The organism is Agromyces albus (assembly GCF_030815405.1).
GTDB lineage: Bacteria > Actinomycetota > Actinomycetes > Actinomycetales > Microbacteriaceae > Agromyces > Agromyces albus_A.
In genome coordinates this window covers 439,567-465,434 of sequence record NZ_JAUSWX010000001.1, presented here as the reverse complement: position 1 = coordinate 465,434, position 25,868 = coordinate 439,567, and the positions used below count along the sequence as shown (strand labels likewise).

Genomic DNA, 25,868 nt, shown 5'->3' with positions numbered 1-25,868 from the left:
GACCGGCAGCGCAGCTCGGTCAAGGCGGCCTCCAGGTCGTATACTCATCCCGTCCAGGCACATCACGCGCCGGTGCCCGAAAAAGGGCACGAAGCCGACCCCGCCACGAGCGGTTCGCGCGAGACACATACGGAACCCAGCATCCGTCATCGTCTCGAAAGGCTTCGCCATGCCCTCCGTCTCCTCGCACGTCGCCCGCACCCTCGCCGCCCACGTCGACCAGGTCTTCGGCGTCATGGGCAACGGCAACGCCTGGTTCCTCGACGCGCTCGAACGCGACACCGGCGCGCAGTTCACGGCCGTGCGCCACGAGGTCGGCGGCGTCGTCGCGGCCGACGCGTACTTCCGAGCCTCGGGCCGGCTCGCCGCGGCCACAGCGACCTACGGCGCCGGATTCACGAACACCCTCACCGCCCTCGCCGAGGCCGCGCAGGCGCGTGTGCCGCTCGTACTCGTCGTCGGCGACGAGCCCACCTCGGGACGGCGCCCATGGGACGTCGACCAGATCGCGCTCGCGTCGGCCGTGGGGGCACGCACCTATACGGTCGGCCGAACGGATGCCGCTGCCACGACGGTCATCGCGATCGAGCACGCTCTCGCCTACCGCAGGCCAGCGGTGCTCGCGATCCCCTACGACGTCGGCGGGCTTGAGGCGGGCGATCCAGGCGTGACCCCGGAGCTCCGGCTCCCGCGCCCGATGGCGCCCTCGGGCGAGTTCGCGACTCGCGCCGTCGCCGAGGCCGCCCGGGCGCTCGGGGGCGCGAAGCGACCCTTCCTCCTCGCCGGTCGGGGCGCGTGGCTCGCCGGCGCCGGCGAAGCCCTCGGTGCGCTCGCCACAGCCACGGGCGCCTTCACCGCGTCGACCGCCCTCGGGCGAGGCGTCTTCCCCGACGGTCGCTACGACCTCGGCGTCACCGGCGGCTTCGGTGCCGAGCGCGCGATGGACCTCGTGCTCGAGGCCGACGTCGCTGTGGTGTTCGGCGCTTCGCTCAACCAGTTCACGATGCGCTTCGGCGAGCTCTTCGCGCCCGGCGCGCGGGTCGTGCAGGTCGATGTGGCGCCCGCTGCGACGCATCCGCATGTCGGCGCCTTCGTGCGCGGCGACGCCGCCATCGTCGCCCGAGCGCTCGTCGCCGAGCTGCGCGCACTCGGCTCGGCCCCATCGGGCTGGCGCGAGTCGATCGACGTTGCCGCGCTCGCGGCCCGGCCGGTCGGCGACGGTCTTGCCGCCGACGGACGCCTCGACCCGCGCAGCGTCGCCGCCCGACTCGCTGAGCTGCTCCCCGCAGATCGCGTCGTCGTTTCCGACGGCGGGCACTTCATCGGCTGGGCGAACATGTACTGGCCCGTCGCCTCCCCCGACCGGATGATCATGGTGGGCACGGCGTTCCAGTCGATCGGCCTCGGCTTCCCGAGCGTCGCGGGCGCGGCGGCCGCCGATCCGGATGCCGCGATCGTGCTCACAACCGGCGACGGCGGCGGACTCATGGCACTCGCCGACCTCGAGACCGCCGTGCGCACCGCCGCGGGCCGCGGCATCGCCGTCGTCTGGAACGACGCCGCGTACAGCGCCGAGGTGAACCTCTATGGGCTCATGGGGCTTGCCGAGGCACCCATGCGCATCCCCGAGACCGACTTCGCGGGGTTGGCGGCTGCGGTCGGCGCCGAGGGTGTCGTCGTGCGCACGCTCGCCGACCTCGATCGCCTCGACGAGTGGAACCGCGAACCGGTCGCCGAGCGCCGCTTCCTGCTGCTCGACTGCCGCATCTCCGGCACGGTCGTTGCGCCCTACCAGCAGGAGATCATTCGCGTGAACTCGTGATCACGGGCAGCGGCCACAGCCCGGTGGGTGGCCTCGATACGGCTGCTTCGCGGCCTACTCGACCACCGGGGGGCGCGGCGGGCGGCAGGCGAGCAGCTCGCCGCGGCCCGAGATGCGAAGCCGCCCCGCCGCGTGTGGCGCGAGCGCCGTCGTGCCGCGCGGCAGCGGGAGCCCGCCGTCCACAGTTTCCATCGTGAGCGAGCGGTCGGTCACGACGAGCACCGCGAAGCCTCGCTCGAGCTCCGCGTCGCCGTCGACGACCACACGCTCCAGCCGGAAGAACGGGTCGGCTTCGGCTGGCAGCACCGACTCCCCCACACCCGCCTGGCGCACGAGCCGGGCGATCTCCTCGGGAGTACGACCGCGCCGCTCGACCGCCTGCAGGGCGACCGGGAACCCGAGCCCGAGATGCCCCTCGCGCGCGCCGTCGAGATCGAAGCCCTCCCACTCCACGAGGATCGAGAGGTCCTCGGGCTCCTGCAGCTCGACGAGCAGCACGCCCTCGCCGATGGCGTGCAGCACGCCCGGCGGCACGTAGACGACGTCGCCCGGAGCGACGGTGACGCGATGCAAGAGGCCGAGCATCCGGTCGGCATCGCGCTGCTCCACGAGCCCGAAGAGCTCGATCCCGCCCACATCGCGCACGAAGCCCAAGTGCACCTCGCCACCCCGCAGGATGTACCACGCCTCGGCCTTGCCGTGTGCGCGGCCGAGGTGGTGGTGAGCGAAGTCGCGCGGCGGGTGGGCGTGCACGGGCAGCCGCTGGCCGGCGTCGAGCAGCTTCACGAGCAGCATCGGGTCGGCGCCCCAACGAGAGAGGTGCGCGTCGCCGAGCCACTCGACCGGATCGGCGGCGATCGCGTCGGCGAGCAGGCGCCCGTCGGGCAGCGTGCTGAGACCGAGGCTCGACTCCCCCGCGAGCGTCGTGACCGACGCGACCCAGTCTTCGGGCTCGTGATCGCCAGCGGGCGGATCGCCGCGGAAGTCGGTGATGCGCCGACCGCCGCGGTAGAAGCGCTCGGGCGGTCGATTCGAGGGCAGGGCGATCACGCTCATGCGCGAACCCGGCTCGGCGTGAGGGCGGCAATGAAGCCGCCGATGAAGGTGTCGCCGAGCCCGATCGTCGAGGGCCGGTCGGTCTCGAGCACGAGCGCCGCGCGGCAGACGAGGCGGCCACCGAAGCGTGCCTCGAGCTCGGCCGCGACCGCTGCGCCCTCGGGCTTCTCGGGCAGCTCGGCGGTGCGAGCGTAGTCGGCGGCGGTGTGCCCGTCGCCGATGAGGTAGCGAGTGCTCGCCATCACGATGCCCCCGCGCAGGGCATCGGCGTAGTCGGCGGCGGTCTCGCCGAGGGCGAGCGACCAGTACTTCGTGTGGATCACGAGGCACGTGCCGGGAATGAGGGCGGATGCCTCGGCGAGCGCGGCCTCGACCGCCGATGCATCGAGCAGGTCGACGGTGCGCCCGAGGTAGGCGAAGAGCTCATCTTCATTGAGGCTGTACACGTCGACGGCGTCGACGAGGGCGTCGCGCACAACGTGGCTGAACGCGGGCTCGTGGTAGCCGGCGTCCTCGTAGATCGCCACGGCCTCGGCCGGCAGCTCGGCGAGGTGGCGGCGGATCTGCTCGACGCGCGCGTCGAGCACCGCGGCATCCTGAATCGTGTTGAAACCCGAGACGAGGAACACGCGGGCGTCGGCGAGCGTCGTGGCGAGCGCGTCGCTCAGCACGAGCTCGCGATTGGGCGGGTCGTTCGTGTAGATGATGCGGTTCGGATGCGGCGCCACGAGGTCGAGCTCGCCGCGACGCACCCCGGCCCCCGCCGCGTACTGCACGATGAGGTGCGGATCGGTGGAATCGGCGGTCGCACTGCACACGTACTCGATGCCCTCGGGCAGCAGCGCGCGCACGTGGTCGTCGATGCTCACGAGGTGCACGAGGCTCGACATGCCGAGGCTGTGCATCGCGATCGCCGCACGCACCGGCGTGCCGCCGAGGGTGATGCGCGTCTCGAAGCGAGCGGCGAACGCCTCGACGATGTCGGAGGAGGCGACGAATCGCTCTCCCCCGACACCGTCGCGCAGGAACGCGAGCAACGTCACGACGAGGCTCCGCTCGTCGACCACCGGGATGCCGGCATCGAGCTCGGCGGCACCGATTCCGTAGAGACCGACGAGCTCTTCGATCACCGCGCCGTTCCACGCGATCTCGTAGTCGACGGTGCCGCCGAGCCCCAGTACTCGCTCGTTCATCGCCCTCCGCTCGGTTGCGTCGTCGCCTCGTTGCTCCTGATGCAGCGCAGCGTCGCTCCTAGTACAGCGCAGCCTTGCCCGCCGCGTCGAACAGGTCGATCTTCTGCGCGGCGACGACCTGCATCGCCGCGATGCACGGCGGCTGGATCGAGTTGGGCTCGCGCAGCGCCGTGTCGGCGAGCACCTCCCGCATCTTGTCGTGATAGGCCACCTTGATGTCGCTCGAGATGTTGATCTTGTTGATGCCGAGCTTCACCGATCGCCCGATCTCGTCGTCGGGGTTGTTCGAGCCGCCGTGCAGCACGAGTGGAATCCCGACGGCTGCCTTGATCTCGCGCAGCAGGTCGAGCTTGAGCGCGGGCTTCATGCTCGCGGGGTAGATGCCGTGCGAGGTGCCGATCGCGATGGCGAGACTGTCGACGCCCGTCTGCTCGACGAACCGCACCGCGTCATCCGGAACCGTGTAGATGATGTTGTCGGTGCCGTCTTCGGCCTCGTCGTCGGTCTTGCCGATCGTGCCGAGCTCGCCCTCGACCGAGAGGCCCACGGCGTGCGCCGCGTCGACCACCCGCTTCGTCATCGCCACGTTCTCGTCGAACGGCGACATGGACTTGTCGATCATGACCGACGTGAAGCCGCTCTGGATGGCGGTGAGCATCTGCTCGAAGCTGCCGCCGTGGTCCCAGTGGATGACGACGGGCACTGAGGCGCGATGGGCTCGCGCGCGAATGGCCTGGATGAGGTCGACCCCGAGGTGGCTCACTTCGTCGGGGTGGATCGCGACGATGAGCGGCGCGTTCTTCTCCTCGCTGATGTCGATGACGCCGTTGAACATCGCGTAGTCGCTGATGTTGAAGGCGGGCACCGCGAAGTCGTTCTCATTCGCCACGGTGAGAAGGTCGTTGCCATTGATGAGCACTGCTGGGTCTCCTTGTTTTCGGTGGTGTGGTCGTCTGGTCGTCGGCGGGCGTCAGCTCTTGACCGACCCGGAGGTCAGCCCGCCGATGAAGTAGCGCTGGAAGAAGAGGAAGAGGATCAGCACCGGAACCGAACCGAGGATGCTCATCGCCATCATTTCGTTCCACTCATAGGAGTGCTGTCCCATGAGCAGCTGGATGCCGATGGGCACGGTGCGCATGTCCTGCGTCTTCGTGAGGGTGAGCGCGAAGAGGTACTCGTTCCACGCGATCATGAACGTGTACACGCCGACCGACACGATGCCCGGCACCGAGATCGGCACGAGGATGCGCCAGAGCGCCGTCATCGAACCGGCGCCGTCGACGCGCACGGCCTCGTCGAGCTCGCGTGGCAGGGTGTTGAAGTAGCCGGTCATCATGATGATCGCGTAGGGCAGCGTGAACACCATGTAGGTGAGGATCAGGCCCGGGTAGGTGTTGTAGAGCCCGAGCGTCACCATGAGCCCGAAGTACGGGATGAGCAGGGTGATCGGCGGCACGGCCTGCACGCTCACGATGATCATGTTGAGCGGGCGCTTGAATCGGAACTCGAAGCGGCTGAACGCATAGGCCGCGAGGATCGCGACCACGAGCGTGAGTGCCGTGACCGAGAGCGAGACGACGTAGCTGTTGACGAAGAAGCGCACCTTCTCGGGATCGGTGAGGATCGTCACGTAGGCGTCGAACGAGAAGCTCTCGGTGACGAGGCGCGGCGGGTATTCGAAGATCTCGGTGTTCGACTTGAACGAACTCGCGAGCATCCAGAGCACGGGAAAGCCCGCGAAGGCCGCCCCGGCGAGCAGGCCGAGGAGCACGAGGACCTTCATGGTCATGCGTTGCCGCGCGCGTGAGCCGGCAGTGGTGATGGAGCTGGTGCTGGTGCTGGTGCTGGTGGTCATGGCTCAGTCCCTCGCCCGCTGGTGTCGTACGTAGAAGAAGGCGAGCACCATCGAGAGCAGCAGGATGATGACGGCGCTCGTCGAGGCGAGCGCGAACTCGTAGCGGCTGAACGCGAGCTTGTACGTGAACGTGCTCAGCATCTCGGTGACGTGGATGGGCCCGCCGCCGGTCGTCATCCAGATGAGCGCGAACTGCTGCGAGGTCCAGATGAGATCGAGCAGCGTCATGCTGATGATGATCGGGCGCAACTGCGGCAGCGTGACGTTGCGGAAGCGCTGCCAGCCGTTCGCGCCGTCGACCGTCGCGGCCTCATACAGGTCGGCCGGGATGCCCTGCAAGCCGGCGAGCAGGCTGATCATGAAGAACGGGTAGCCGGCCCAGATGTTGATGAACGTCACGGCGCCGAGGGCGAGCGACGGTGACGAGAGCCACTCGACATCGCTGGAGAGCAGGTAGTTGACGACGCCGTTGGGATTCAGCAGCATCCGCCACAGCACGGCGATCACCGCCGCGGTGAACAGCCACGGCAGGATGTAGATCACCCGGAACACCGCCCGGCTCGCGCGGCTGATGAGCGGGCTGTTCAGCAGCATCGAGAAACCGAGGCCGAGCAGCAGGTGCGCGACCACGCTCACGATCGTGAAGAACAGCGTGTTGCCGAGCGCCGTCGCGAAGACCCCGTCGGTCAGCACCTCCACGAAGTTCTCGACGCCCACGAACTCGGGGTTCTTCTTCGTGATGACGTTGTCCATGAACGAGTAGCCGATGACGAGCACGATGGGCACGATCATCAGCACGAGCATGAGCACCGCCGTGGGGGCGATGAAGGCGTAGGGCTCGCCGGGGTGGCCGAGACGGCGTCGTCGAGCCGGCCCCTGCGTCGGGGTGCGTGTCGGTGGTGGCGCAGATGGTTCCGCGCTCTCGGTGAGTGTGGTGGGGGTGGTGATCATCGGGTCGGCCTCCTGCGGGGAGACCGCGCCACGGTGCCTGACCGTGGCGCGGCGTCGTGCTGAGCACGGGTCAGAACTCGGCGAGCCATGCTTCTTGGGTCTTCTCGAGCGTCTCGTCGACCGATTGGCCGCCGTCCAGGAGCACCTGGAACTGCTCGTCGAAGAGCCGCATGAGCTGCTCCGCCACCGGAAGCCCGGTGAACTCGTTGGCGGGGTATCCGTTCTGGTAGATCTCGAACGCCGTCGCGAAGAGCTCGTCTTCGGTGACGAAATCGGGCACCGACTCGGTGTTGCCGGGGAACGCGTTCGCGATCGACGACAGCTTCGAGTTCGTCTCCTCGCTCATGAGGAACTCCACGAGCTTGAACGCCTCGGCCTTGTGCTCCGAGCTGTCGGCCACGCCGATGCCCCATGAGGCGTAGGGGATGCCCCGCTCGCCGTCGAACCCGTCATCTGCAGGCAGCGCCGAGATGCTGAAGTTCAGGTCGGGATTGGACTCGCGGATCAGGTTGATGTGCGCGAGCGAGTCGATCATCATGCCGACTCGGCCGTTGGTGAACTCCTCGACCTTGTCCTGCTCCTTCATCGTGAAGGCGCCGGGCGCGATCGCACCGTCGTCCCACAGGCCCTTGACGTACTCGACCGCGCTCGTGACGTCGCCGTTCGTGACATCGGGCTGGCCGTCCTCGTCGAGCATGCTGCCGCCCGAGGCCCAGACCCACGACATGACGTCGTTCTGGATGCCGTTCGGCGCCTCGAGCGAGAGCGGCAGGATCCAGCCGCTCGTGTCTTCGCCGAGCCCGGCGACGGCGTTCGCGGCGGCCGCGAACTCAGTGCGGTTGGTGGGCGCTGCGGCCACACCCGCCTGGGCGAGCAGGTCGTCATTCGTGAACATCGGGTAGACGAAGTTGACGACCGGGATCATGTAGGTCGCGCCGTCGATCTTGATCTGACTGGCGAGTTCGCTGTCGTCGTAGTCGCTCTCGGCCATGAGCTCGGTCAGGTCAGCGATCGCGCCCTGGTTGGCGAAATCGCTCACCCACGCACCGTCGAGGCCGACGACGTCGGACATGGTGCCGGCTGCGGCGCCGGCGAAGAGCTGTTCCTTCGTGGAGGCGTACGGCCCGCTGAGCAATTCGACCGTGATGCCCGGGTTCTCCTTCTCGAACTCGTCCATCAGTTCACGGAAGGCGCCGTCGGGTAGTTCCGGCTCCCACCATTGCGCGAATTCGAGCACGACGTCGCCGTCGGCCGATCCGCTGTCGCTGCTCGCGCTGCATCCTGCAGTCGCGAACAGTGCCACCGCTGCGACCGACGCTCCAAGCACCCGAAAGGTCCGCCGCCGGTCGTGAGCCTCTTTGCTCATGATTCTCCATTCTGAGATTTGCAGTATTGCGCTGTTATTTGCGCATTGATGCGACTTCTGGATGTTAGTCCTCTCGAGTCGCATCGGTCAATAGCGATCGGATGCCGCGTGGTCCCGCCATTCACGGCCCGAGGTCTTGCATGCGCACAAATCGCCGATGCTGTTTTATGCTTTGTCTTGCTGATCTACGCTGAACGCAAGCACTCAGAAGGCGCGAGTGTGCTAGAAGTTGCTTATGGCAGCGCCCAGAAGCGAATCCCCGGGGGAACACGTGCGACATCTGCCAGCCGGCCGCAGAGCCAACCTCGCCGACTACGTCTCGGCGAGCGGACAGGTGACCGTCGCCATGCTCGCCGAGCGCTACGGCGTCTCGATCGACACGATCCGCCGCGACCTCGACCAGCTCGACGCCGAGGGCGTGCTCGTACGCACCCACGGCGGCGCGGTGAGCGCAACGGCCACTCCCCGCACCGACCGCGGCCTCGACGTGCGACTGCACATGCAGGCTGAAGAGAAGGAGCGCATCGCCGAGCTCGCCGCCGAGCTCATCCCCGACGGCGCAGTCGTCATGCTCAACGCGGGCACCACGACGCTCGCGGTCGCGCGGCACCTGCGCAACCACCGCGAACTCACGATCGCCACGAACAACCTGCGCATCCCGGCCGAGATCTCGCCGAAGGTCTTCCGCGACCTCTACGTGTTCGGGGGTTCGGTGCGCTCGATCACCCAGGCAACCACGGGCCCGATCAGCTTCAAGGTCGCCGCGGGCGGCGGCGAGATCGACCTGCAGTGCGACCTCGCGCTCATCGCGGTCGGAGCGGTCTCACCGGCCGGCGGTTACTCGACGAGCAACCTCGGCGACGCGGCGATGATGGCCGAGATGATGTCGCGTGCCACGCGCGTGGCGGTGCTTGCCGACTCCTCGAAGTTCGGCCGGCGACTGTTCGCCCAGGTCGCCGAGCTCGGCCGGGCCGACTACTTCATCACGGATGCCCCGCCCCCGCCCGACCTCGAAGAGGCCCTCCGCCAGAACGACGTCGAGATCATCACCCCCGCCGGTGGTTGAGTAGCGCCGGCGTAGCCCCGGTGGTTGAGGAGCGCCGCGCGCCGCCGACGCGTATCGAAGTCCCGGACTTGTACATAAATATGTACACATCGAGTAAACTTGGCTCCATGACGAAGACACCCCCGACCGGCCCGAAGGCCGTTCTTCCCGTCGCGGAGGCGCGCGCCACGCTCTCGGTCATGCTTCGCAACTTCCGCGATCTCGGACCCGATGCCGCTCCGGTTGTCATCGGATCGCACCGCCGACCTGAGGCGGTGCTGATTCCCTACGAGCGGTTCGCCTCGAACGAAGCCCGTATCGGGCAGGACACCGCGCGGCCAGACCGGCGCGCCCCCCGCCTGCTCGATGATCTCCGCCGCCGCCGAGCCCTCATCGAGCGCCTCGCGCGGGCCAACCGCATCTCGTCGGTTCAGGTCTTCGGTTCGGTCGCACGAGGCGACGACACTCCGTCGAGCGATGTGGATCTCCTGGTCGACCCGCAGGATGACGCGTCGCTCTTCGACCTCGCCCAGTTCGAGCTCGATATGGAGTCGCTGTTCGAGCGAGCCGTCGACGTCGTCTCACGCCGCTCACTCGATGCCGGCCGCGATCGAGCGGTACTCGACGAGGCAATCGACCTGTGAGGGCTGCCGATCGCGTGGAGCGCTGGCTCGACGACCTGACGGCCACCCTCGACGCCGCGGCTCTCCTGGTCACACGCGGCCGCGACGAGTTCGACCGCGACCCGGCGTTGCCACTCGCCTTCGAAGCGCTCTCGAACCGAGTGGGCGACCTCTCGAAGCGGCTGACGGCCGCAGATCCGGCCCGATTCGACGACCCGCTCTGGTCTCAGGCAGCCCGCAACCGCGACTTCGTGGTGCACCATTACGACCGCGTCGACTCGCACGCACTTTGGGTCACGGTGTCGCGCAGCTTCCCCGAGCTGCACCAGCTCGTGAGAGATGTGCGCGCCAGCTCGTGATGGTGAACCTCGTCACCGGGCTGTCAGCGCAGCTGCATCAGGCCGGCGCTCGTAGGACGGAACCCGCAGGCATCGAAGTAGAAGCTCTTCAGGTGATCGTCGAAGTCGACGTGGAGCCACTCGCAGCCTGCCGCCCTCGATTGCTCCTCGGCGACCGCGACGAGTCGCTTGCCTATTCCCTGTCGGCGCGCTCGATGTGCCACCAGGGTGTCTTCGATGAACGCGTGCACGTGACCGTCCCAGATCACGTTGACGAAGCCCACGAGACCCTCGTCATCGCGCGCGGTGACCCATCCCAGGCTGAGACGCGAGAGCCGCTCGGTCCAATCGTCAGCCGCGGGCACATGGTCGAAGCCTTCCGCGTGCAGCTCGTTGATCTCTTCGTTCCGGACCGTTCCGCGCCATTCCCACGTCATCGTCATGCTGAACAGCATCGCGTATGGTCAGTGCGCCGAGCGCAGAGTGCCTACGCCCCGAGCTGGTAGGTGCGGAGTCGCCCGCACATGCCGAATCGCCGATCACCGGGGTTCGCGGATGCCTCGAAGACGCCGGCCGCGAGCAACGAACTCCAGTCGCCCTCCGCGAGGCCGTCCATCGATCGGCGTGTCTCGTCGGCTTGCGCGCCGACGACTCCACGCCAGATGCCCTGCCACTCGCCGACGCGCGGCTGCACGATCCGAGCCGCCGCGGCGGCGAACGCCTCGAAGGGCGCGAAGTCGCCCGAATCTGCTGCCTCGCGCAGCTCGAGAAACCCCTGGACAGCGAGATCCCGGCGCCGGTCGGCATCCGCCTGGCGCTCGGATTCCGTCGGCCGCTCGGGCAACCGGGCCGCCGAACGATACGTCTCGGCGTCGACGAGCTGCTCGGCCGGGAACGTCATCACGGCGTCGCCCGCCTCGGGCAACCCGGCGTTCTGCATGATCACGAGCACGCGCAGATCGCCCTCGTTGATCGCACGATGCACTGTGCCGGGCGTGAACCACACGACGACGCCCGGCTCGAGCTGCGTCTCCTTCACGCCCGAACGGTTGAGCGTCTGGAGCCATCCACGACCGCCGACGACGACGTAGCATTCTGCCGACACGAGGTGCATGTGCGGCGAGCCGCCGCGGAGCCCATCGATCGACTCCGAGTCGTAGACGTCGAGCCACGAGACTGCCGTGCCGCCCGGGAACGTGGACGCGTCGCTCATCGCACCACCGGCGGCGTGCTCTCGCGAACGACGACATGACCCTCGATCATGATGGTGCGCGGCTCGTCGCCGCGCGGCCCCATCGCCATCGTCAACGCCTCATCGGCCACCTGGTCCCACGGCAGGTGCACCGTGCTCAGCGACGGCGTGACATCCCGAAGGGCCTGGATGTCGTCGAATCCGGCCACCGCGATCGAGCGGCCGGCGTCGCGGAGGAAGGTCAGCACGCCGAGCGCCATCGCGTCGTTCACCGCGAAGATCGCCTCCACCGGGATGCCTCGTCGCAGCAGGTCGCCGGTCATCGCGTAGGCCGCGTCGCGGGTGAACTCGCCGATCAGGACACGGTCGGCTGGGAGCGGGATGCCCGACTCCGCGAGACCCTCGATGAATCCGGCCGTGCGATCGCGTTGCGTCAGGCCGTGCTTCATCCCCGAGATGACGGCGAAGTCGCGATATCCGAGGCCGGCCAGTGTCTTCGCCATGTCGTAACCGCCCTTGCGGTTCTCATAGGCGACGGTGTCGAACGGCAGCCCGGGCTGGGTGATGAGCACCACTCGCCCGCCCTCGGCTTCGTAGCGCTGGAGTGCGTCGACGAGTTCGGGGATCGTCGAGTCATCCGTCGCCCGGCCGCCGGTGATCATGAGGATCTCGGGGCGGTGGCTGCGGGCGTTGTGCACCGCTTCGACGAGGTCGGCCGGGTCGGTGCCCGCCGAGGTGATCGTGACCGGGAGCCCGCGGCGCTGGGCCGCCGTGACGACGCCCGAGATGATCGGGTTCGCGTAGTCCTCGGGAATCCCCTTGACCACGAGGGTGACCCCTCGGTTGCGCCCCCGCGCCACCGCCTGGGCAGCGACATTCGTCGTGTAGCCCAGAGTCTTCGCCGCCTCGAGCACCTTGGCCCGGTTGGCTTCGCGCACTCCGCGATCGCTGCCGTTGAGTGCCCGCGACGCCGTGGCCGCAGAGACGCGCCCGCGAGTCGAGCAACGTCCGACAGGCGAGCGGCCCGGATCGAAGTCATCTCGCTCATCGTCGACAGTTCCCCCTGATCTCTACGGAAATCCTAACGGAAACGTTTTCCGCAGCGGGCTCGGGTCGGCACGCGGCGGCGGATTCCGATGTCGTCATCCGAGCGGCGCACCCTGCGCGTGCCGCTCCCTGCCGGCGAACCGGGTCAGGATCGAGACCACCTCGTCGCCCATGCGCCGAAGCTCGGTGCCCATGGAGCCGGCGATGTGCGGAGTGAGGAATACGTTCGGCAGGTCGTAGAGCGGCGATGACGCCGGCAGCGGCTCGGGCTCGCTCACATCGAGGATCGCCTTGATCCGCTGGCTGCGCAGTTCACGTTCCAGCGCGGCCTGGTCGATGATCTCGCCGCGGGCCGTGTTGATGAGCGTCGCGCCGTCGGGGAGGAGCGAGAGCATCTCCTCGCTGATCATGCCGATCGTGTCGGGAAGCACCGGCGGATGCAGCGTCACGACGTCGCTCGAGCGCATGAGCTCGGGGAGCGTCGCCGATTCCACACCGAGCGCGTGCGCGTCCCGAGCGCTGAGGTAAGGGTCGTACACGAGTACTCGAAGGGTCGCGAAGGGTCGCAGCAACTCGATGAGCGCCCTGCCCGTTCGCGACGCGCTGACCACGCCGACCGTGCGGATGTGGTTGCCGCTCGCCTCGAATTCCTCCTCGCGATCGATGTACGCGCGCCGGTCGCGGTAGAGCTCCCGTGCGCGGAACGCGTCTTTGTTGGCGAGGAGCACCATCGCCAGTGCATATTCGGCGACCGGCGTCGCATTGACTGCGCCGGTGTCGGATGCCTCGATGCCGCGCCTGCCGTCGGGGAACAGCCACTCGACCGCACCACCGGCATGGATCACCTGCCGCAGTCGAGGTGCCGCGTCGAGGACGGCGGCCGTCAGCGGAGGCGTGTCCCAGCCGGTGAGCAGCGCGTCGGCCCGCGCGAGCACCCGGCGTGCGACATCCGATTCGAACTCGGTGAGCACTCCGCCGACCCGCTCGGCAGGGACATCCGCCAGTCCCTCGAATGAGGCGCCGAAGAGACGTTCTGCGAGTCGGTTCGAGCCGACCGCGACGGCGTATTCGATCACCCTGCTCCTTCAATCCTGTGTGGGTGTCTCCGGGGCTTTCGCTGGGGGGAACGAAAGCCCCGGAACACGACTACTGCGACGCCAGGTAGGCGTCAGCCTGCTTGTTGAGCTCGTCTTGGACCTTTGCGAGCCCGGCCTGGTCGACCGCCTTCTTCAGACTGTCGAGGCCCGCTTCGACCTCGACGGCGCCGGCCCAGAGGGGGTTGCCGTACTCGGCGATCGCAGCGGTGATCTGCGAGTGCTCGCTCTCGATCTCGGAGAGGTCGGGGATGAAGGTCGCGAATGGGTCGAGCGTGAAGTTCTCGTACGACTTCGACCATTCGAACCAGCCGCTCTCCGACTCGCTCATGCGGGAGAACTTGCGCTCGAGCGGAATGCGCCAACTGAGTGCGAATCCGGGGAAGTTGTTGTACTCGCCGGTCGCCTCGTAGCCGTCGTCGCCGACGGCCTTCCAGTCGGTGCCCTCGACGCCGTATTGCAGGAGGTCGTGGTTCTCCTGGATCGAGACCCAGTCGAGCAGCTGCAGCGCGGCGTCGTTGTCGGCTCCCTTCGCGTTGACCACGACGACGTTGTCGGCTTGGAAGGTCTGATTCGGCTTGGCGCCCTCACCGTCGCGGAACGGAAGCAACGTGGCGAGCGTCGCGCCCGACACGGCCTTCTCGAGCTGCGCCAGATGCGATGACGTGTCGTTGCCATCGGTGATGCCCGAGGTCGTGGCCGCGCCGCCGCCGTCGAACTGGGCACGGAGCGTCGCCGGGTCGGCGTTGAGGCGGTCGGCGTTGATGATGCCGTCCTGGTAGTACTTCCGCACGCGGTGCAGCGACTCCACGTAGGGCTCGTACTCCCAGAACGGGACGGCGTTCGCCGATCCGCTCGACGCAGCGTTCTTGCCCGGCACGAACAGCAGCGAATCGCTCGAGAAGTACAGCGGGATGAGGTCGGGCGACTCCCAGCCCTCGGCGTAGAGGTTGCCGGTGGGCGCGCCGAGCACGTCGAAGACGGAGTTCCGGTTGATGTATCCGGGGATGCCCTCCTTCTGCACGACGTCATACCAGAACTTCTCGAGCTGCTCGAAGGTCGTGATGCTGCCGCCGGCGTACTTCTCGACGAGGTCGCCGCGGGCGACGTGGTGGTGGATGCGGGCCGCGCTGTTGACGGCGGGGATGCCGTAGATCTCTCCGTCGGTCCACCGGTTCGCGTCGAAGGCGCTCTTGTCGATGGTGGCGGTCAGGTTCGGGTAGTCACCGCTGTTGATGGCACTGTCGAGCGGGACGAGTGCCTTCGATTCGATGAGCTGCGCGATGTTGAGCCATCGAGCGCTCAGCGCCGTCTCGAACTTCTCACCCGCCGTGAACTTCAGGAGCGACTGCGACCCGTAGTCCTTCCAGTTGATGAACTCGGGCTTGAACTCGAAGCCGAGGTCGGCCTTCAGCTTCTTGTTGACCGCGTCGCGGATCCGGTCCCACTGCGGGGGAACGTCACCGGGCAGCAGGAGGCCGTAGGCGCTGCGAGCGCCGCCACCTCCTCCACCGGGGGTGCAGGCGGCGAGCGCGAGGGCCGCGGCCGCCGCGCCGGCTCCGGCGAGGAAACCTCGACGTGACAGCCCGGCGCCGTTGGGGAGTGCCGTCATGGTGCGTTCCTTCCTAGATGTGATCGAACGTGTGTTGCAGGGGTGGTGTTGTGTTGGGGGTATTGCGGGGGTGGCTGGGGTGGGGAGTCGGCTGGCCGGCTAGCCCTTCGTCGCGCCCAGGGTGAGGCCCTTCACGAAGTAGCGTTGCGCGAACGGGTACGCGAGCAGGATCGGGCCGATGGTGATGACGGTCATCGCGAGCCGCATCTGGTACACCGGCGCCGAGACGGTCGAACCGAGGTCGGCGGCGTTCGCGACGCTCGAGATCAGGTTCTGCAGCACGAGCTGGAGCGGATAGAGGTCGGTGTCGCTGATGAACAGGAGCGCGTGGAACCACTCGTTCCAGAACGTGACCGCATAGAACAGGGCGATCACCGCGATCACCGGCTTCGAGATCGGCAGCACGATCTGGAAGAAGACGCGCAGTTCTCCGGCGCCGTCGATGCGAGCGGAGTCGAGGATCTCCTGCGGTGTGGCCCGGAAGAAGCTGACCTGCACGAAGACGAGGAACGGGGCGATCACGAGCGGGAGGATCACCGCGAACAGCGAGTTGCGCAGCTGCAGCACCTGGGTGACCAGGATGTACATCGGCACGAGGCCGCCGGTGAAGAGCATGGGGATGTACGCGAAGATCGCGAGGGGGCGGCTCACGAACGCCAGGCCTCGCGCGATGACCCAGGCGATTCCGGATGTCGCGGCGACGGCGATCGCCGTTCCGACGATCGTGATGAACAGCGTCGCGCCGTACGACAGCCACACCCGGTTGCCGCTGAAGATGGTCGCGTAGGCGTCGAACGACAGCGGATCGGGCCAGAACGAGTACCCGCGCTGCGACAGCGTCGACTCGGCGGTGAGCGAACCCGCGACCACCATCCAGAAGGGGATCAGGCAGGTCAGGCCGAATGCGATCACGCCGAAGTAGCTGACGACGGTGAACGCCTCGGGACGCTGACGGATGCGGCGACGAGCCGGGCCGCCGGTGGTGCGGGTGCCGACCGATGCGGGAGATGCCGGAGTGGCGGCATCCGTCGGCAGGGTCGTGGTCGTGAGCACGGTCGTCGTGGTCATAGGAGCGTCGTTTCCTTCGCGTAGCGCCGCTGCACCATGGTGGCGACGACGACGAGAACGAAGCCGACCACGGACTGGAAGAGCCCGATCGCGGCGGTGGTGCCGAAGTCACCGAAGGTTCGGAGGGCTCGGAACACGTAGGTGTCGATGACATCGGTCGTCGAGAACAGGGTGCCGTTGTCGCCGACGATCGCGTAGATGGTGCCGAAGTCGCCGTAGAAGATGCGGCCGACACCGAGCACGAGCAGGATCGCGGCGGTGGGCTTGAGCAGCGGCGTCGTGATGCGCAGGGCCATCTGCGCCCGGCTCGCACCGTCGATCATGCCCGCCTCATAGACCTCTTCGGGGATCGAGGTGATCGCCGCGAGGAAGATCACGCTCATGTACCCGCCGAGCTGCCAGACCTTCACGATCGTGAGGATCCAGGGCCATGGGCCCGGCTCGGTGTACCAGGAGACGGAGGGGAACCCGAAGACGTTGAAGAAGTCGTTCACCAGTCCCCCGCGCCCGCCGGGGCCGGCGAGGAACGCCTGCAGGAAGATGCTCACGACGATGGGCGAGACGAAGTACGGGATGAAGATGACCGACTGGAAGAACCGCTTCGTCACGCGCCCGCGGATCTCGTTGAGCATGAGGGCGAGCAGGATGCCGACGCCGAGCGTCGCGGCGAGGAAGAGGATGTTGAGGAACAGCGTGTTCCAGAGGATGCGCCCCGCATTGCCCGAGGTGAAGAAGAACTCGAAGTTCTCGAAGCCCGCCCACGGCGAGCCGAAGATGCCATCGGCGATGTTGAAGTCCTGGAAGGCGACCACGAGCCCGGCCATCGGGCCGTAGGAGAACACGAGCAGGAGGATGACGGCGGGAGCGGCGAGGATGACGAGCCCGTAGTCGCGCCCCTGCCGAGTTCGGCGCCGTGCGGGTGTTCGGAGATTCACCACAGCCTCTTCCCCGTTGAAGTTTCGATTGGTACGAGAAGCACCGTATGTGCCCGACTTCGGAGATGTCAAGCCAGAATGGAAAGCGCGTTCCATTCGTCCCGAAATCAGTTCGCTCGGCAACACCGGCCCAATTGCGGCGCGTCCTGGGATCTCGATCCAGAGAACCGGTCGTCTTGAGTTTCAGAAACGAAACATATGGAAACAGTTGTTGCAACACTGCATGCGCATTCCGAATAGACACGGCCTCGGCGTCATCCGAGTGTCAGATGTCGAAGCCGGATGTCGGCTGCCGGTGGCAGGCTTGGTACATGGCGATCGAGGTGCGCCCCGCGACGGTGTTCGTCGACGTGAAGGCGATGGTCGGGCCCAAGCGGCCCGATGCCAACGTGTGCTGGTGCCTGAGCTACCGCATCCCCTCGAAGGAGAACCTCGAGCTCAAGGGCCCGGCGCGCGGAGAGCTCGTGCAGCAGCTCGTGGGGCAAGACCCGCCGCCCGGTGTGCTCGCCTACGACGGCGACGAGGTGGTGGGCTGGGCCGCCGTGCACCCGCGTGCCGACACGAGCTTCGCGCGCAACCGCAAGATCCCGCACGTCGACGACCTCGAGGTCTGGTCGGTGTGGTGCATCCGCGTGCGACCGGGGCATCGCGGCGGGGGCATCTCGCATCACCTGCTCGAGGGCGCCGTCGAGTTCGCCCGCGATCACGGTGCACCTGCGATCGAGGGCTACCCGCTCGACAACGACGGCCAGAAGATCGACCTCACGATGGCCTACGCCGGCACACGCAAGCTCTTCGAGAAGGCCGGGTTCATGAAGGCGGCCGACACCGACTCGGTGCTGAACGGCTTCCCGCGCGTGCTCATGCGGCTCGACCTGCGCTGACCTGCGCCGACGCTGACCCCCGCCGACCGGCGCGTCAGCCCTGGAAGTCCTCGGGATCCACTTCGTCGAGGAACTGCTTGAACTTGTCGACCTCTTCCTCTTCGGCCGGCTCGGTGAACTCGGCGGGGATCCCGGCCTCGTCGAACACCTGCTCGGCGACGAAGAGCGGCGCCTCAGCGCGCACCGCGAGCGCGACGGCGTCAGACGGGCGCGCGTCGATGACGCGGATGCCCGAGGCCGTGGTGAGCGTGATCTCGGCGTAGAACGTGCCCTCCTCGATGCGGGTCACCTCGATGCGGTCGACCGTGGCATCGAGCGTGTCGAGCAGTGTCTTCATGAGGTCGTGCGACAGGGGCCGGGGCGCCTGCTCACCCTCGACGGCGATGAGGATGGAGGTCGCCTCCTGGGCACCGATCCAGATCGGCAGGACGCGTCCGGCGACGCCATCGTCGAGCAGCGGCTTGAGAAGGACGATGTGCTGTTGCGCGGCATCGAGCGCAATGCCGAGAACTCGGACCTGGATCATGGCGACTCCCGTCGAAGGATCGGGCGTGAACACCATCGTAGATCGGGTGGCCGACGGCCGCCTCTCCAGCGTTGACCGACTGACCACGTCGATCCGGGCGAGGTGGTCGGAGGTCATCCTGCCGGAACCGCGGGAGCGGTGCTCTCGAGCCATGGCAGCAGGCTGGGCAGGGCTCGGTACGGGATGAGACCGTGGTCGGTGTCGCCGATCACCTCGCTCGTGACATCCGTGCCGAGGCCTCGCTGAAGGTCGACGAACGCCTGCGTGAGCTCTGGGCGGATGAGCGTGTCGGCGGCTCCTTGCGCGACGAAGAGCGGCGCGTCGAACTCGGCGGTGCCGGGAGTGTTCTCGGCGATCAGGCCGGCCCACGGCTCGGTCGATCTCGGGTCGGCGGCGAGGAAGCGGCCGACGAGGGTTCGGCTGAGTTCATCGAGCTCGGTGTCCTGGTCGAAGGCGCAGAGCTCCGCCAGACGGGGAACGGCCGCCGCGGCATCCGAAGTCAGGATCGTCTGCAGCTCGGGCGACGGTGACGCCGCGTACACCGACGCGTAGGAATCGAGGGTGTAGGCCGCGAGCCTGAGGCCGGAGGGGTCGGCGACAGCCGTGTCGAGCAGTGCCGCGAGGTCGATGGCCGGCGCCGCCACCGCGACCGCTTGGACCTCGAGCTCGGGAGCATACGGCTCGGCCTGCTGGGCGGCGAAGAGCACGGCGTGCCCGCCTTGGGAGTACCCCCACAGCGCGACCCGATCGCTCGCTCCGATGTCGAGCTCGCGAGCCGCCCTCGCCGCGTCGAGCACGTTGCGGCCCTCCGTCTCGCCGACGAGGTACGAGTCGGGTCCGGGAGCGCCCATGCCGGCGTAGTCGGTGGCGACGACGACGTACCCGGCGCGCACGAGCTCTTCGAGCCCTGCGATGGTGCTCAGTGGCTCGGCGCTGAGCGACGGCCCGCAGCGCTCGGCGGCACCGGTCGTCGGATGCCCCCACGAGACCACCGTGCGTCCGCCCGGCGGCGACGGCTCATCGGGTGCCGCGACCAAGCCGGAAACGACGATGTCGTTGCCGTCGAGATCCGTCGAACGATAGAGCACGCGCCAGGCCGTGATGCCCTCGGCTGCACCCTCGAGCCGCTCGCTGCGCACCACGTCGCCGGGAGTCTCCGAGGGAGGCGCCGATGACGGCCCCGCCGGACGCTCGCCCGGCCCCTGGCCGTCGTCGCCGAAGCTGCAGCCGCCGAGCGACCCCACCGCGAGCATCGAGACGACGACGGCGGCGGCCATCCGGCGCGCCGGTTTCGGGCGGCGAGCGCCGAGGGCCAGGCGAAGCAGGGACAGGTTCAGGCGATCCGTTCTCGTCATCTCGGTCCCTCCGTCTACGACACCATCTCCAACGGTAGACGCGTGTCAGGGTTCGTTCGAACGAATTGGTGGATGATGGTCATCATGCTCGAGTCCAGCCCACGCGAGTCCCGAGCGTCGCCACGCGTGCTCGGGCCGGTCGTCGACGAGATGACGCGCTGCGTGCACTACCGCACCGAGGTCGACATCGTCGCGATCAGGTTCGCGTGCTGCAACGAGTACTACCCGTGCCACCTCTGCCATGCCGAGACGGCCGACCACCCCGCCGAGCAGTGGCCGCTCGACCAACGCGACCAGGAGGCCGTGCTCTGCGGCGCCTGCAGCACCGAGCTCACGATCTTGTCGTACCTCGCGACGGACGAATGCCCGAACTGCGGGTCTCCGTTCAACGAGCGCTGCCGCCTGCACACCCACCTCTACTTCGAGACCGCGGACTGACGGCCGGCGCCGGCGCTACGCGATGATGAATCGCGCGATGAGCCCGTCGCTGTCCAGTTGGAACGTGAACGTGCCGGGTCCGTTGTAGCCGTTGCCCGACACGGTCACCGTCAGCAGGTACTGGCGTTCGACCCTCCCCGGCCGGATGCCGTGCACCTCGAAGTGCGACTGCTTGCCGATGTTGTCGGTCTCGTTCCAGCTCGCGACGCCCTCGCGACCGTGGAACTCGCGCCCCCAGTCGTTCAGGTATGCGTCGGTGCTGAACGCGGCGGCGCACCCCTCTGAGTCGCCTCGGTTGGTCGTGTCGACGAACGCCTCGATGGCCGCCGGCATGCTGTGTTCGGACATGCTCGTCACCTTACTCAGCGGCACCGCCAACCGTGAGTCATGAACCGAAGACGTCGGCTACTCGGAGTCCTGCACGGAATCCTGCGCGAGACGACGGAGCAGGAGCGCGAGGGTCGCTTGCTCTTCACGGCTGAGCCCGCGGAGCTCCTCGGCCTCGCGGTGGGCGAGTCGCCGCATGGCGTCGTCGACGCGCGTCGCCCCTTCGGAGGTGAGGCGAATGAGCACACTGCGGCGGTCTGTCGGGTGCGGGAGTCGCTCGACGAGGCCGCGACGCGAGAGGTTGTCGAGTCGATTCGTCATCGCCGCGCTGCCGATCATCGTGGCCTCGATGAGTTGAGCGGGGCTGAGCTCGTGGGGTGATTCCGCCCTCCCGAGCGCCGCGAGCACGTCGAATTCCCAGGCCGCGAGCCCTGCCTCACTGAAGGCGCTCGCCCGCAGCCGGCCGAGCCGATTCGCCACCCGCCGGAGGCGCGACATCACGTCGAGCGGCGTGAGGTCGACATCGGGAAGACGTCGTGACCATGCGTCGATGATCAGGTCGACCTCGTCATCGCGATCGTCACGCTCGCCCACGTTGGGAGCCTATCGGCACGAGGCAACGGCGCATACGGCGATTGCTCGGCTGATCTGCGTCAGACTGGAGGGAAGCCGCTTCGGAGATCCGCCTCCGTTTGCGGCATCCTGGGAGGAACCGTGACCCTCGACCGAACGACCGCAATCGACGAACTGCTGCCGACGGCCCTTCGCGAGGACTTTCCGTACCTCGACCAAGAGCTCAACGGGCATCCGCTCGCCTACCTCGACTCGGCGGCGACCGCGCAGCGCCCGATCGCCGTGCTCGATGCCGAACGCGCCTACCTCGAGCACTCAAACGCCGCCGTGCACCGCGGTGCGAGCACGCTCGTGGGCACCTCGACGACCGCGTTCGAAGAGGCCCGCGAGACCGTGGCCCGCTTCGTCGGCGCCGGCCCCCGCGAGATCGTGTGGACCGCGAACGCCACCGACGCGATCAACATGGTCGCGCTCGGAATGGCGGATGCCGCGGCCGGCCTCGGCGGCCCCGAAGCCGACGTGTTCCGGCTCGGCGCCGACGACGAGATCGTGGTGACCGAGGCCGAGCACCACGCCGACCTCATCCCGTGGCAGCGGCTCGCGGCGAAGACCGGCGCGACCCTTCGGTGGATCCCCGTGCGCGACGACGGCACGTGGAGCATCGACGACGCGGCATCCGTCATCGGGCCGCGCACGCGCCTCGTCGCATTCGGGCACGTCTCGAATGTCACGGGGTTCGTGGCGCCCGCCGCCGAGGTCGCCGAGCTCGCCCACCGCCACGGTGCGCTCGTGCTGCTCGACGCGTGCCAGTCGGTGCCGCACCGGCCGATCGACTTCGCCGCGCTCGGGGTCGACTTCGCCGCGTTCTCGGCGCACAAGATGCTCGGGCCGACGGGCATCGGCGTGCTCTACGGGCGGGAGCAGCTGCTCGACGCGCTGCCACCGGCGCGCACCGGCGGATCCACGATCACGACCGTCACGATGGAGTCGGCGTCGTTCCTGCCGTCGCCGCAGCGGTTCGAAGCCGGCACGCAGCCGGTGTCGCAAGCCGTCGCGCTCGCCGAGGCCGTGCGCTACCTCGACGCGCTCGGCATGGAGCAGGTGCACGCGCACGAGTCGGCACTCGCCGAGTTGCTCGTCGACGAGACGGCGCGGATTCCCGGCATCCGGCTCATCGGTCCCGCGGCCGGCATCGAGCGCGCAGCCCTCGCGAGCGTCGACGTGCCGGGCGTGCACGCCCACGACGTCGGCCAGTTCCTCGACTCGCAGGGCATCGCCGTGCGCGTCGGCCACCACTGCGCGCAGCCGCTGCACCGGCGCCTCGGGCTTCGGGCGACGACGCGCGCGAGCGCCTACGTGTACACGACCACCGACGAGATCCACCGCTTCGCCGCGGCACTCGCCGAGGTGCGCGGATTCTTCGGAGTCGACGCATGAGCGACCTGTCGGGCCTCTATCAAGAGCTGATCCTCGACCACTCCCGCCGCCGGCTCGGCGACGGCGAGCTCACCGAACCGCACGCCACCCACCACGAGCTCAATCCCACGTGCGGCGATGAGATCACCATGGGCATCCGCCTCGACGCATCCGGAACCGTGCTCGAAGCCATCGGCTGGACGGGCGACGGATGCAGCATCTCCATGGCTTCGGCGTCGGCCCTCACCGAGCTCGCGACCGGCGCCGATCTCGATCGGGTGCGAGCACTCGTCGACGAGTTCCGCTCGATGATGCGGTCGAAGGGAGCGGGCGAGGCGAACGAGGAGCTCCTCGGCGACGCGATCGCCTTCCACGGCGTCTCGAAGTACGTCATGCGGGTGAAGTGCGCCATGCTCGCGTGGGTCGCGCTCGAAGCGTGCGTCGCTTCGGCCTCCGCCTCGGCCTCAGCGTCGGAGCTCGCATGACGCGACTCGACCAGTCGACTCGACACGCGTTGGTCGACGCCGCCGGCATCCGTACCTTCTACCGCGAGGCCGGACCGGTCGACGCGCCGGTGCTGCTCCTCCCGCACGGCTATCCCTGCTCCTCGTACGAGTTCCGCAATCTCCTCCCCGCCCTCGGCGATCGCTGGCGCCTCATCGCACCCGACGCGCCGGGGTTCGGCTACTCGGGCACCCCGGCGGTCGCGCAGTTCCCGTACACCTTCGCGGCGTACTCGCAGTGGCTCGAGGGCTTCGCAGAGGCACTGGGCCTGTCGCGATACGCCCTCTACCTCCACGACTACGGCTCCCAGTTCGGGCTCGAGCTTGCACTGCGTCATCCCGAACGCGTGACCGCGCTGGTGATCCAGAACGGTGACATCTACGCCGACGAGCACGGACCGAAGTACGCCGCGCTCAAGGAGCACTGGGCGAATCCCACCCCTGAGGGGCGAGAGAAGCTCGCCGCGAACGTCACCGAGGAGGGCTTCCACGACGAGTTCGTGGGCGAGATCCACGCGGAACTGGTGGAACGGATCACACCCGACCTCTGGACGCTGCACTGGGCGTTGATGAACACACCGGATCGCCGCGAGAATGTCGTGCGCCTGTTCGAGGACCAGGCCAACACGCTCGACCGGTTCGGCGCCCAGCAGGAGTACTTGCGAACGCATCGCCCGCCGACGCTGATCCTCTGGGGCGTCGAAGACGGGTACATGCCCGAGGGCGCTGCTCGCGCATACCTGCGCGACGTGCCGGATGCCGAGCTGCACCTCTTCGACGGCGGGCACTGGTTGCTCGAGACGCACTTTCCTGAAGCGGCGGCGAGGGTGCAGGACTTCCTCTCACGGGTGCTGTCCAGCTGAGCTCGTCGGCGGCGCATAAGCTCGATCCACCGCAATCTCACCCGAAGAGGAGCACGCCTGCCATGAGCGACGCAGCCGCCCTGGACGTATTCGACCGCCGCGAGTCCGAAGTGCGCGGATACATCCGTGCGTTCCCCACCGTGTTCGATCGCGCGGTCGGCTCGACCCTGATCGACGCCGACGGTCGTGAGTACCTCGACTTCTTCGCGGGTGCCGGCGTGCTGAACTATGGGCACAACAATCCCGCGTTCACCCGCGCGCTCATCGAGTACCTCGAGCGCGACGGCATCATCCACGGGCTCGACATGGCGACCTCGGCCAAGAAGGCGTTCATCGAGGCGTTCGAGCGTCTCGTGCTCGAGCCGCGGGGATTCGACCACAAGCTGCAGTTCACCGGCCCCACGGGCACGAACGCGGTCGAGGCGGCGCTCAAGGTCGCCCGCCAGGCCACCGGCCGCTCGACCGTCGTCGCCTTCACGAATGCGTTCCACGGGCTCAGCCTCGGCGCGCTCGCGGCGACCGGCAACAGCCACTACCGCGGCGCGGCCGGCGTCGGACTCGACGACGTCGTGCGACTCCCCTACGACGGATACCTCGGCCCCGACGTCGACACGCTCGACCTGCTCGAGAAGATGCTCGACGACCCGGGTAGCGGCCTCGACCTGCCCGCAGCCGTCATCGTCGAAGCCGTACAGGGCGAGGGCGGCATCAACGTCGCGAGCGTGCCATGGCTGCAGCGCCTTCGCGAACTCACGGCGGCCCGCGGCATCCTGCTGATCCTCGATGAGATCCAGTCGGGCATCGGCCGAACCGGCGCCTTCTTCGCCTTCGAGGCGTCGGGCATCGTGCCCGACATCGTGACGGTGTCGAAGTCGATCTCGGGCTCGGGCCTGCCGATGTCGCTCGTGCTGCTGCGCCCCGACGTCGACGTCTGGAAGCCGGGCGCGCACACGGGAACGTTCCGCGGCAACAACCTCGCGTTCGTCTCGGCGCGCGTCGCGCTCGAGACCTACTGGTCCGACTCGGCGCTCGTCGACAGCGTCGCCGCGAAGTCGGCGCTGCTCGCCGCCGAACTCGAGCAGATCGCCGCTGCGCACCCCCAACTCGGCTTCGTCGTGCGCGGCCGCGGGCTCATGTACGGCCTCGCGTGCGACGGCGACCGCGGCCTCGCCGGGCGCATATCCGCCGAGGCATTCCGTCGAGGCCTCGTCATCGAGACCTCCGGCGCCTTCGACGAGGTGCTGAAGTTCCTGCCCGCGCTCACCATCACCGAAGACGAGCTCGCGCGCGGCCTCGCGATCGTTCGCGAGAGCCTCGACGCTGTGCTCGCCGGCTGAGCGCTGCAGCGCGACCGGGAGAGCGGATGCCGCAGCATCCGCCCCCGTAAGTCGACCGTGTCACCCGAGCAGCGGATGAGGCAGATTCGCGGGCGCCGCGGCGTGTCGGGGCATCCGACCCGGCGTGTGGCTCGAACCTGCCTCATCCGCTGCTGCCGTCAGCCGAAAGGTTGACGCGGGATGCGCCTGCAGGCTGATTCGCCCGGGAATGGCCGTCGGTAGCTTCGTCGACGTGAACCACTCCACACCTCACTCGACGCTCGCTCGACTCGCGGGCGTGACCGCCCTGGCCGGACTTGCGGCCGCATTCACGACGGTCTCGATCGTGGTGCTTGCGTCCCCGATCGTGCAGATCCTCTCGCAGGTCGCGACCACGCTCCTCTAAAGCCTGGATCCACCGATGGGGAAAGCGTTGAGGACGGCGCGGTAAACAATTGTTCTTACCACGG

General features: G+C 68.1%; 28 protein-coding genes and 1 pseudogene. 11 read left to right on the top strand and 18 right to left on the bottom strand.

All coding sequences use genetic code 11. From position 1 onward, the window contains the following. The first annotated feature begins 169 nt into the window (after positions 1–169). Positions 170–1,822, top strand: a complete 1,653-nt coding sequence (locus QFZ29_RS02065; protein WP_306892580.1) for a thiamine pyrophosphate-binding protein — start codon at positions 170–172, stop codon at positions 1,820–1,822. A 54-nt stretch (positions 1,823–1,876) separates the two neighbouring features. Here the strand turns inward: QFZ29_RS02065 and QFZ29_RS02060 are convergent, their stop codons facing one another. From QFZ29_RS02060 to QFZ29_RS02035, 6 genes are all read right to left on the bottom strand, one after another. Beyond that, positions 1,877–2,878: a class I mannose-6-phosphate isomerase gene (locus QFZ29_RS02060; RefSeq protein WP_306892579.1), complete on the bottom strand. Its 1,002-nt coding sequence runs from the start codon at positions 2,876–2,878 to the stop codon at positions 1,877–1,879. Next, complete coding sequence (locus QFZ29_RS02055; RefSeq protein WP_306892578.1) at positions 2,875–4,071, bottom strand: ADP-dependent glucokinase/phosphofructokinase; 1,197 nt, start codon at positions 4,069–4,071, stop codon at positions 2,875–2,877. The genes QFZ29_RS02060 and QFZ29_RS02055 overlap by 4 nt, the downstream gene beginning before the upstream one ends. Positions 4,072–4,129: 58 nt before the next feature. After that, the gene (locus tag QFZ29_RS02050) at positions 4,130–4,990 is read right to left on the bottom strand and encodes a ketose-bisphosphate aldolase (RefSeq protein WP_306892577.1); all 861 of its coding nucleotides are present in this window, start codon (positions 4,988–4,990) and stop codon (positions 4,130–4,132) included. 51 nt (positions 4,991–5,041) lie between these two features. Continuing rightward, complete coding sequence (locus QFZ29_RS02045; RefSeq protein WP_306892576.1) at positions 5,042–5,926, bottom strand: carbohydrate ABC transporter permease; 885 nt, start codon at positions 5,924–5,926, stop codon at positions 5,042–5,044. Positions 5,927–5,929: 3 nt separating this feature from the next. Beyond that, positions 5,930–6,877 carry a carbohydrate ABC transporter permease gene (locus QFZ29_RS02040; RefSeq protein WP_306892575.1) on the bottom strand — a complete coding sequence of 316 codons (948 nt, stop codon included), beginning with the start codon at positions 6,875–6,877 and terminating at the stop codon, positions 5,930–5,932. Between the two features lie 70 nt (positions 6,878–6,947). Next, complete coding sequence (locus tag QFZ29_RS02035) at positions 6,948–8,243, bottom strand: ABC transporter substrate-binding protein (protein WP_306892573.1); 1,296 nt, start codon at positions 8,241–8,243, stop codon at positions 6,948–6,950. A gap of 271 nt (positions 8,244–8,514) precedes the next feature. Between QFZ29_RS02035 and QFZ29_RS02030 the strand changes: the two genes are divergently transcribed. From QFZ29_RS02030 to QFZ29_RS02020, 3 genes are all read left to right on the top strand, one after another. Next, complete coding sequence (locus QFZ29_RS02030) at positions 8,515–9,309, top strand: DeoR/GlpR family DNA-binding transcription regulator (protein WP_306892572.1); 795 nt, start codon at positions 8,515–8,517, stop codon at positions 9,307–9,309. A gap of 107 nt (positions 9,310–9,416) precedes the next feature. After that, positions 9,417–9,932 (top strand): nucleotidyltransferase family protein, encoded by a 516-nt coding sequence (locus QFZ29_RS02025; protein WP_306892571.1) that lies wholly within the window; start codon positions 9,417–9,419, stop codon positions 9,930–9,932. After that, the gene (locus QFZ29_RS02020) at positions 9,929–10,270 is read left to right on the top strand and encodes a HepT-like ribonuclease domain-containing protein (protein ID WP_306892570.1); all 342 of its coding nucleotides are present in this window, start codon (positions 9,929–9,931) and stop codon (positions 10,268–10,270) included. The genes QFZ29_RS02025 and QFZ29_RS02020 overlap by 4 nt, the downstream gene beginning before the upstream one ends. 23 nt (positions 10,271–10,293) lie before the next feature. On the opposite strand, the gene QFZ29_RS02015 is transcribed toward QFZ29_RS02020, so the two are convergent. From QFZ29_RS02015 to QFZ29_RS01980, 8 genes and pseudogenes are all read right to left on the bottom strand, one after another. Next, positions 10,294–10,692, bottom strand: coding sequence for a GNAT family N-acetyltransferase (locus tag QFZ29_RS02015; protein ID WP_306892569.1), 399 nt, complete (start codon positions 10,690–10,692; stop codon positions 10,294–10,296). Positions 10,693–10,736: 44 nt separating this feature from the next. Further along, entirely contained in the window at positions 10,737–11,462 is a 726-nt protein-coding gene (locus QFZ29_RS02010; protein ID WP_306892568.1) for a cupin domain-containing protein, read from the bottom strand. After that, positions 11,459–12,268: a LacI family DNA-binding transcriptional regulator gene (locus QFZ29_RS02005; RefSeq protein ID WP_306896572.1), complete on the bottom strand. Its 810-nt coding sequence runs from the start codon at positions 12,266–12,268 to the stop codon at positions 11,459–11,461. Before QFZ29_RS02005 ends, QFZ29_RS02010 begins: the two co-directional genes overlap by 4 nt. Positions 12,269–12,328: 60 nt before the next feature. Beyond that, positions 12,329–12,415 (bottom strand): annotated as a pseudogene (locus tag QFZ29_RS02000) (hypothetical protein); the annotation flags it as partial. Positions 12,416–12,583: 168 nt separating this feature from the next. Then, on the bottom strand, positions 12,584–13,564 hold the full coding sequence (locus tag QFZ29_RS01995; RefSeq protein ID WP_306892567.1) for a hydroxyacid dehydrogenase: 981 nt from the start codon (positions 13,562–13,564) through the stop codon (positions 12,584–12,586). Between the two features lie 70 nt (positions 13,565–13,634). Beyond that, positions 13,635–15,194, bottom strand: a complete 1,560-nt coding sequence (locus QFZ29_RS01990) for an ABC transporter substrate-binding protein (protein WP_306892566.1) — start codon at positions 15,192–15,194, stop codon at positions 13,635–13,637. 99 nt (positions 15,195–15,293) lie between these two features. Next, positions 15,294–16,262, bottom strand: a complete 969-nt coding sequence (locus QFZ29_RS01985) for a carbohydrate ABC transporter permease (protein WP_306892565.1) — start codon at positions 16,260–16,262, stop codon at positions 15,294–15,296. After that, positions 16,259–17,197: an ABC transporter permease gene (locus tag QFZ29_RS01980; protein ID WP_306892564.1), complete on the bottom strand. Its 939-nt coding sequence runs from the start codon at positions 17,195–17,197 to the stop codon at positions 16,259–16,261. Before QFZ29_RS01980 ends, QFZ29_RS01985 begins: the two co-directional genes overlap by 4 nt. A 311-nt stretch (positions 17,198–17,508) precedes the next feature. Between QFZ29_RS01980 and QFZ29_RS01975 the strand changes: the two genes are divergently transcribed. Further along, on the top strand, positions 17,509–18,081 hold the full coding sequence (locus QFZ29_RS01975) for a GNAT family N-acetyltransferase (protein ID WP_306892563.1): 573 nt from the start codon (positions 17,509–17,511) through the stop codon (positions 18,079–18,081). Positions 18,082–18,115: 34 nt separating this feature from the next. Here QFZ29_RS01975 and QFZ29_RS01970 read toward each other — a convergent pair whose 3' ends face one another. Together QFZ29_RS01970 and QFZ29_RS01965 are read right to left on the bottom strand one after the other, a co-directional pair. After that, positions 18,116–18,607, bottom strand: a complete 492-nt coding sequence (locus tag QFZ29_RS01970; protein WP_306892562.1) for a bifunctional nuclease family protein — start codon at positions 18,605–18,607, stop codon at positions 18,116–18,118. A 113-nt stretch (positions 18,608–18,720) separates the two neighbouring features. After that, positions 18,721–19,962 (bottom strand): lipase family protein, encoded by a 1,242-nt coding sequence (locus tag QFZ29_RS01965; protein ID WP_306892561.1) that lies wholly within the window; start codon positions 19,960–19,962, stop codon positions 18,721–18,723. A gap of 84 nt (positions 19,963–20,046) precedes the next feature. On the opposite strand from QFZ29_RS01965, the gene QFZ29_RS01960 reads away from it, so the two are divergent. Continuing rightward, positions 20,047–20,400 carry a CHY zinc finger protein gene (locus QFZ29_RS01960; RefSeq protein ID WP_306892560.1) on the top strand — a complete coding sequence of 118 codons (354 nt, stop codon included), beginning with the start codon at positions 20,047–20,049 and terminating at the stop codon, positions 20,398–20,400. Positions 20,401–20,415: 15 nt separating this feature from the next. On the opposite strand, the gene QFZ29_RS01955 is transcribed toward QFZ29_RS01960, so the two are convergent. Together QFZ29_RS01955 and QFZ29_RS01950 are read right to left on the bottom strand one after the other, a co-directional pair. Further along, on the bottom strand, positions 20,416–20,748 hold the full coding sequence (locus QFZ29_RS01955) for a nuclear transport factor 2 family protein (protein ID WP_306892559.1): 333 nt from the start codon (positions 20,746–20,748) through the stop codon (positions 20,416–20,418). 57 nt (positions 20,749–20,805) lie between these two features. Further along, positions 20,806–21,321, bottom strand: coding sequence for a MarR family winged helix-turn-helix transcriptional regulator (locus tag QFZ29_RS01950; protein ID WP_306892558.1), 516 nt, complete (start codon positions 21,319–21,321; stop codon positions 20,806–20,808). 120 nt (positions 21,322–21,441) lie between these two features. On the opposite strand from QFZ29_RS01950, the gene QFZ29_RS01945 reads away from it, so the two are divergent. From QFZ29_RS01945 to QFZ29_RS01925, 5 genes are all read left to right on the top strand, one after another. Beyond that, positions 21,442–22,737 carry a SufS family cysteine desulfurase gene (locus tag QFZ29_RS01945; protein WP_306892557.1) on the top strand — a complete coding sequence of 432 codons (1,296 nt, stop codon included), beginning with the start codon at positions 21,442–21,444 and terminating at the stop codon, positions 22,735–22,737. After that, positions 22,734–23,201 carry a Fe-S cluster assembly sulfur transfer protein SufU gene (sufU, locus tag QFZ29_RS01940; RefSeq protein WP_306892556.1) on the top strand — a complete coding sequence of 156 codons (468 nt, stop codon included), beginning with the start codon at positions 22,734–22,736 and terminating at the stop codon, positions 23,199–23,201. Before QFZ29_RS01945 ends, sufU begins: the two co-directional genes overlap by 4 nt. Continuing rightward, positions 23,198–24,082 (top strand): alpha/beta fold hydrolase, encoded by an 885-nt coding sequence (locus QFZ29_RS01935; RefSeq protein ID WP_306892555.1) that lies wholly within the window; start codon positions 23,198–23,200, stop codon positions 24,080–24,082. The genes sufU and QFZ29_RS01935 overlap by 4 nt, the downstream gene beginning before the upstream one ends. 62 nt (positions 24,083–24,144) lie before the next feature. Continuing rightward, a complete protein-coding gene (gene ectB / locus QFZ29_RS01930) occupies positions 24,145–25,419 on the top strand; it encodes a diaminobutyrate--2-oxoglutarate transaminase (protein WP_306892554.1) in 1,275 nt (424 codons plus the stop codon). 208 nt (positions 25,420–25,627) lie between these two features. Next, on the top strand, positions 25,628–25,804 hold the full coding sequence (locus tag QFZ29_RS01925; protein WP_306892553.1) for a hypothetical protein: 177 nt from the start codon (positions 25,628–25,630) through the stop codon (positions 25,802–25,804). Positions 25,805–25,868 lie beyond the last annotated feature (64 nt).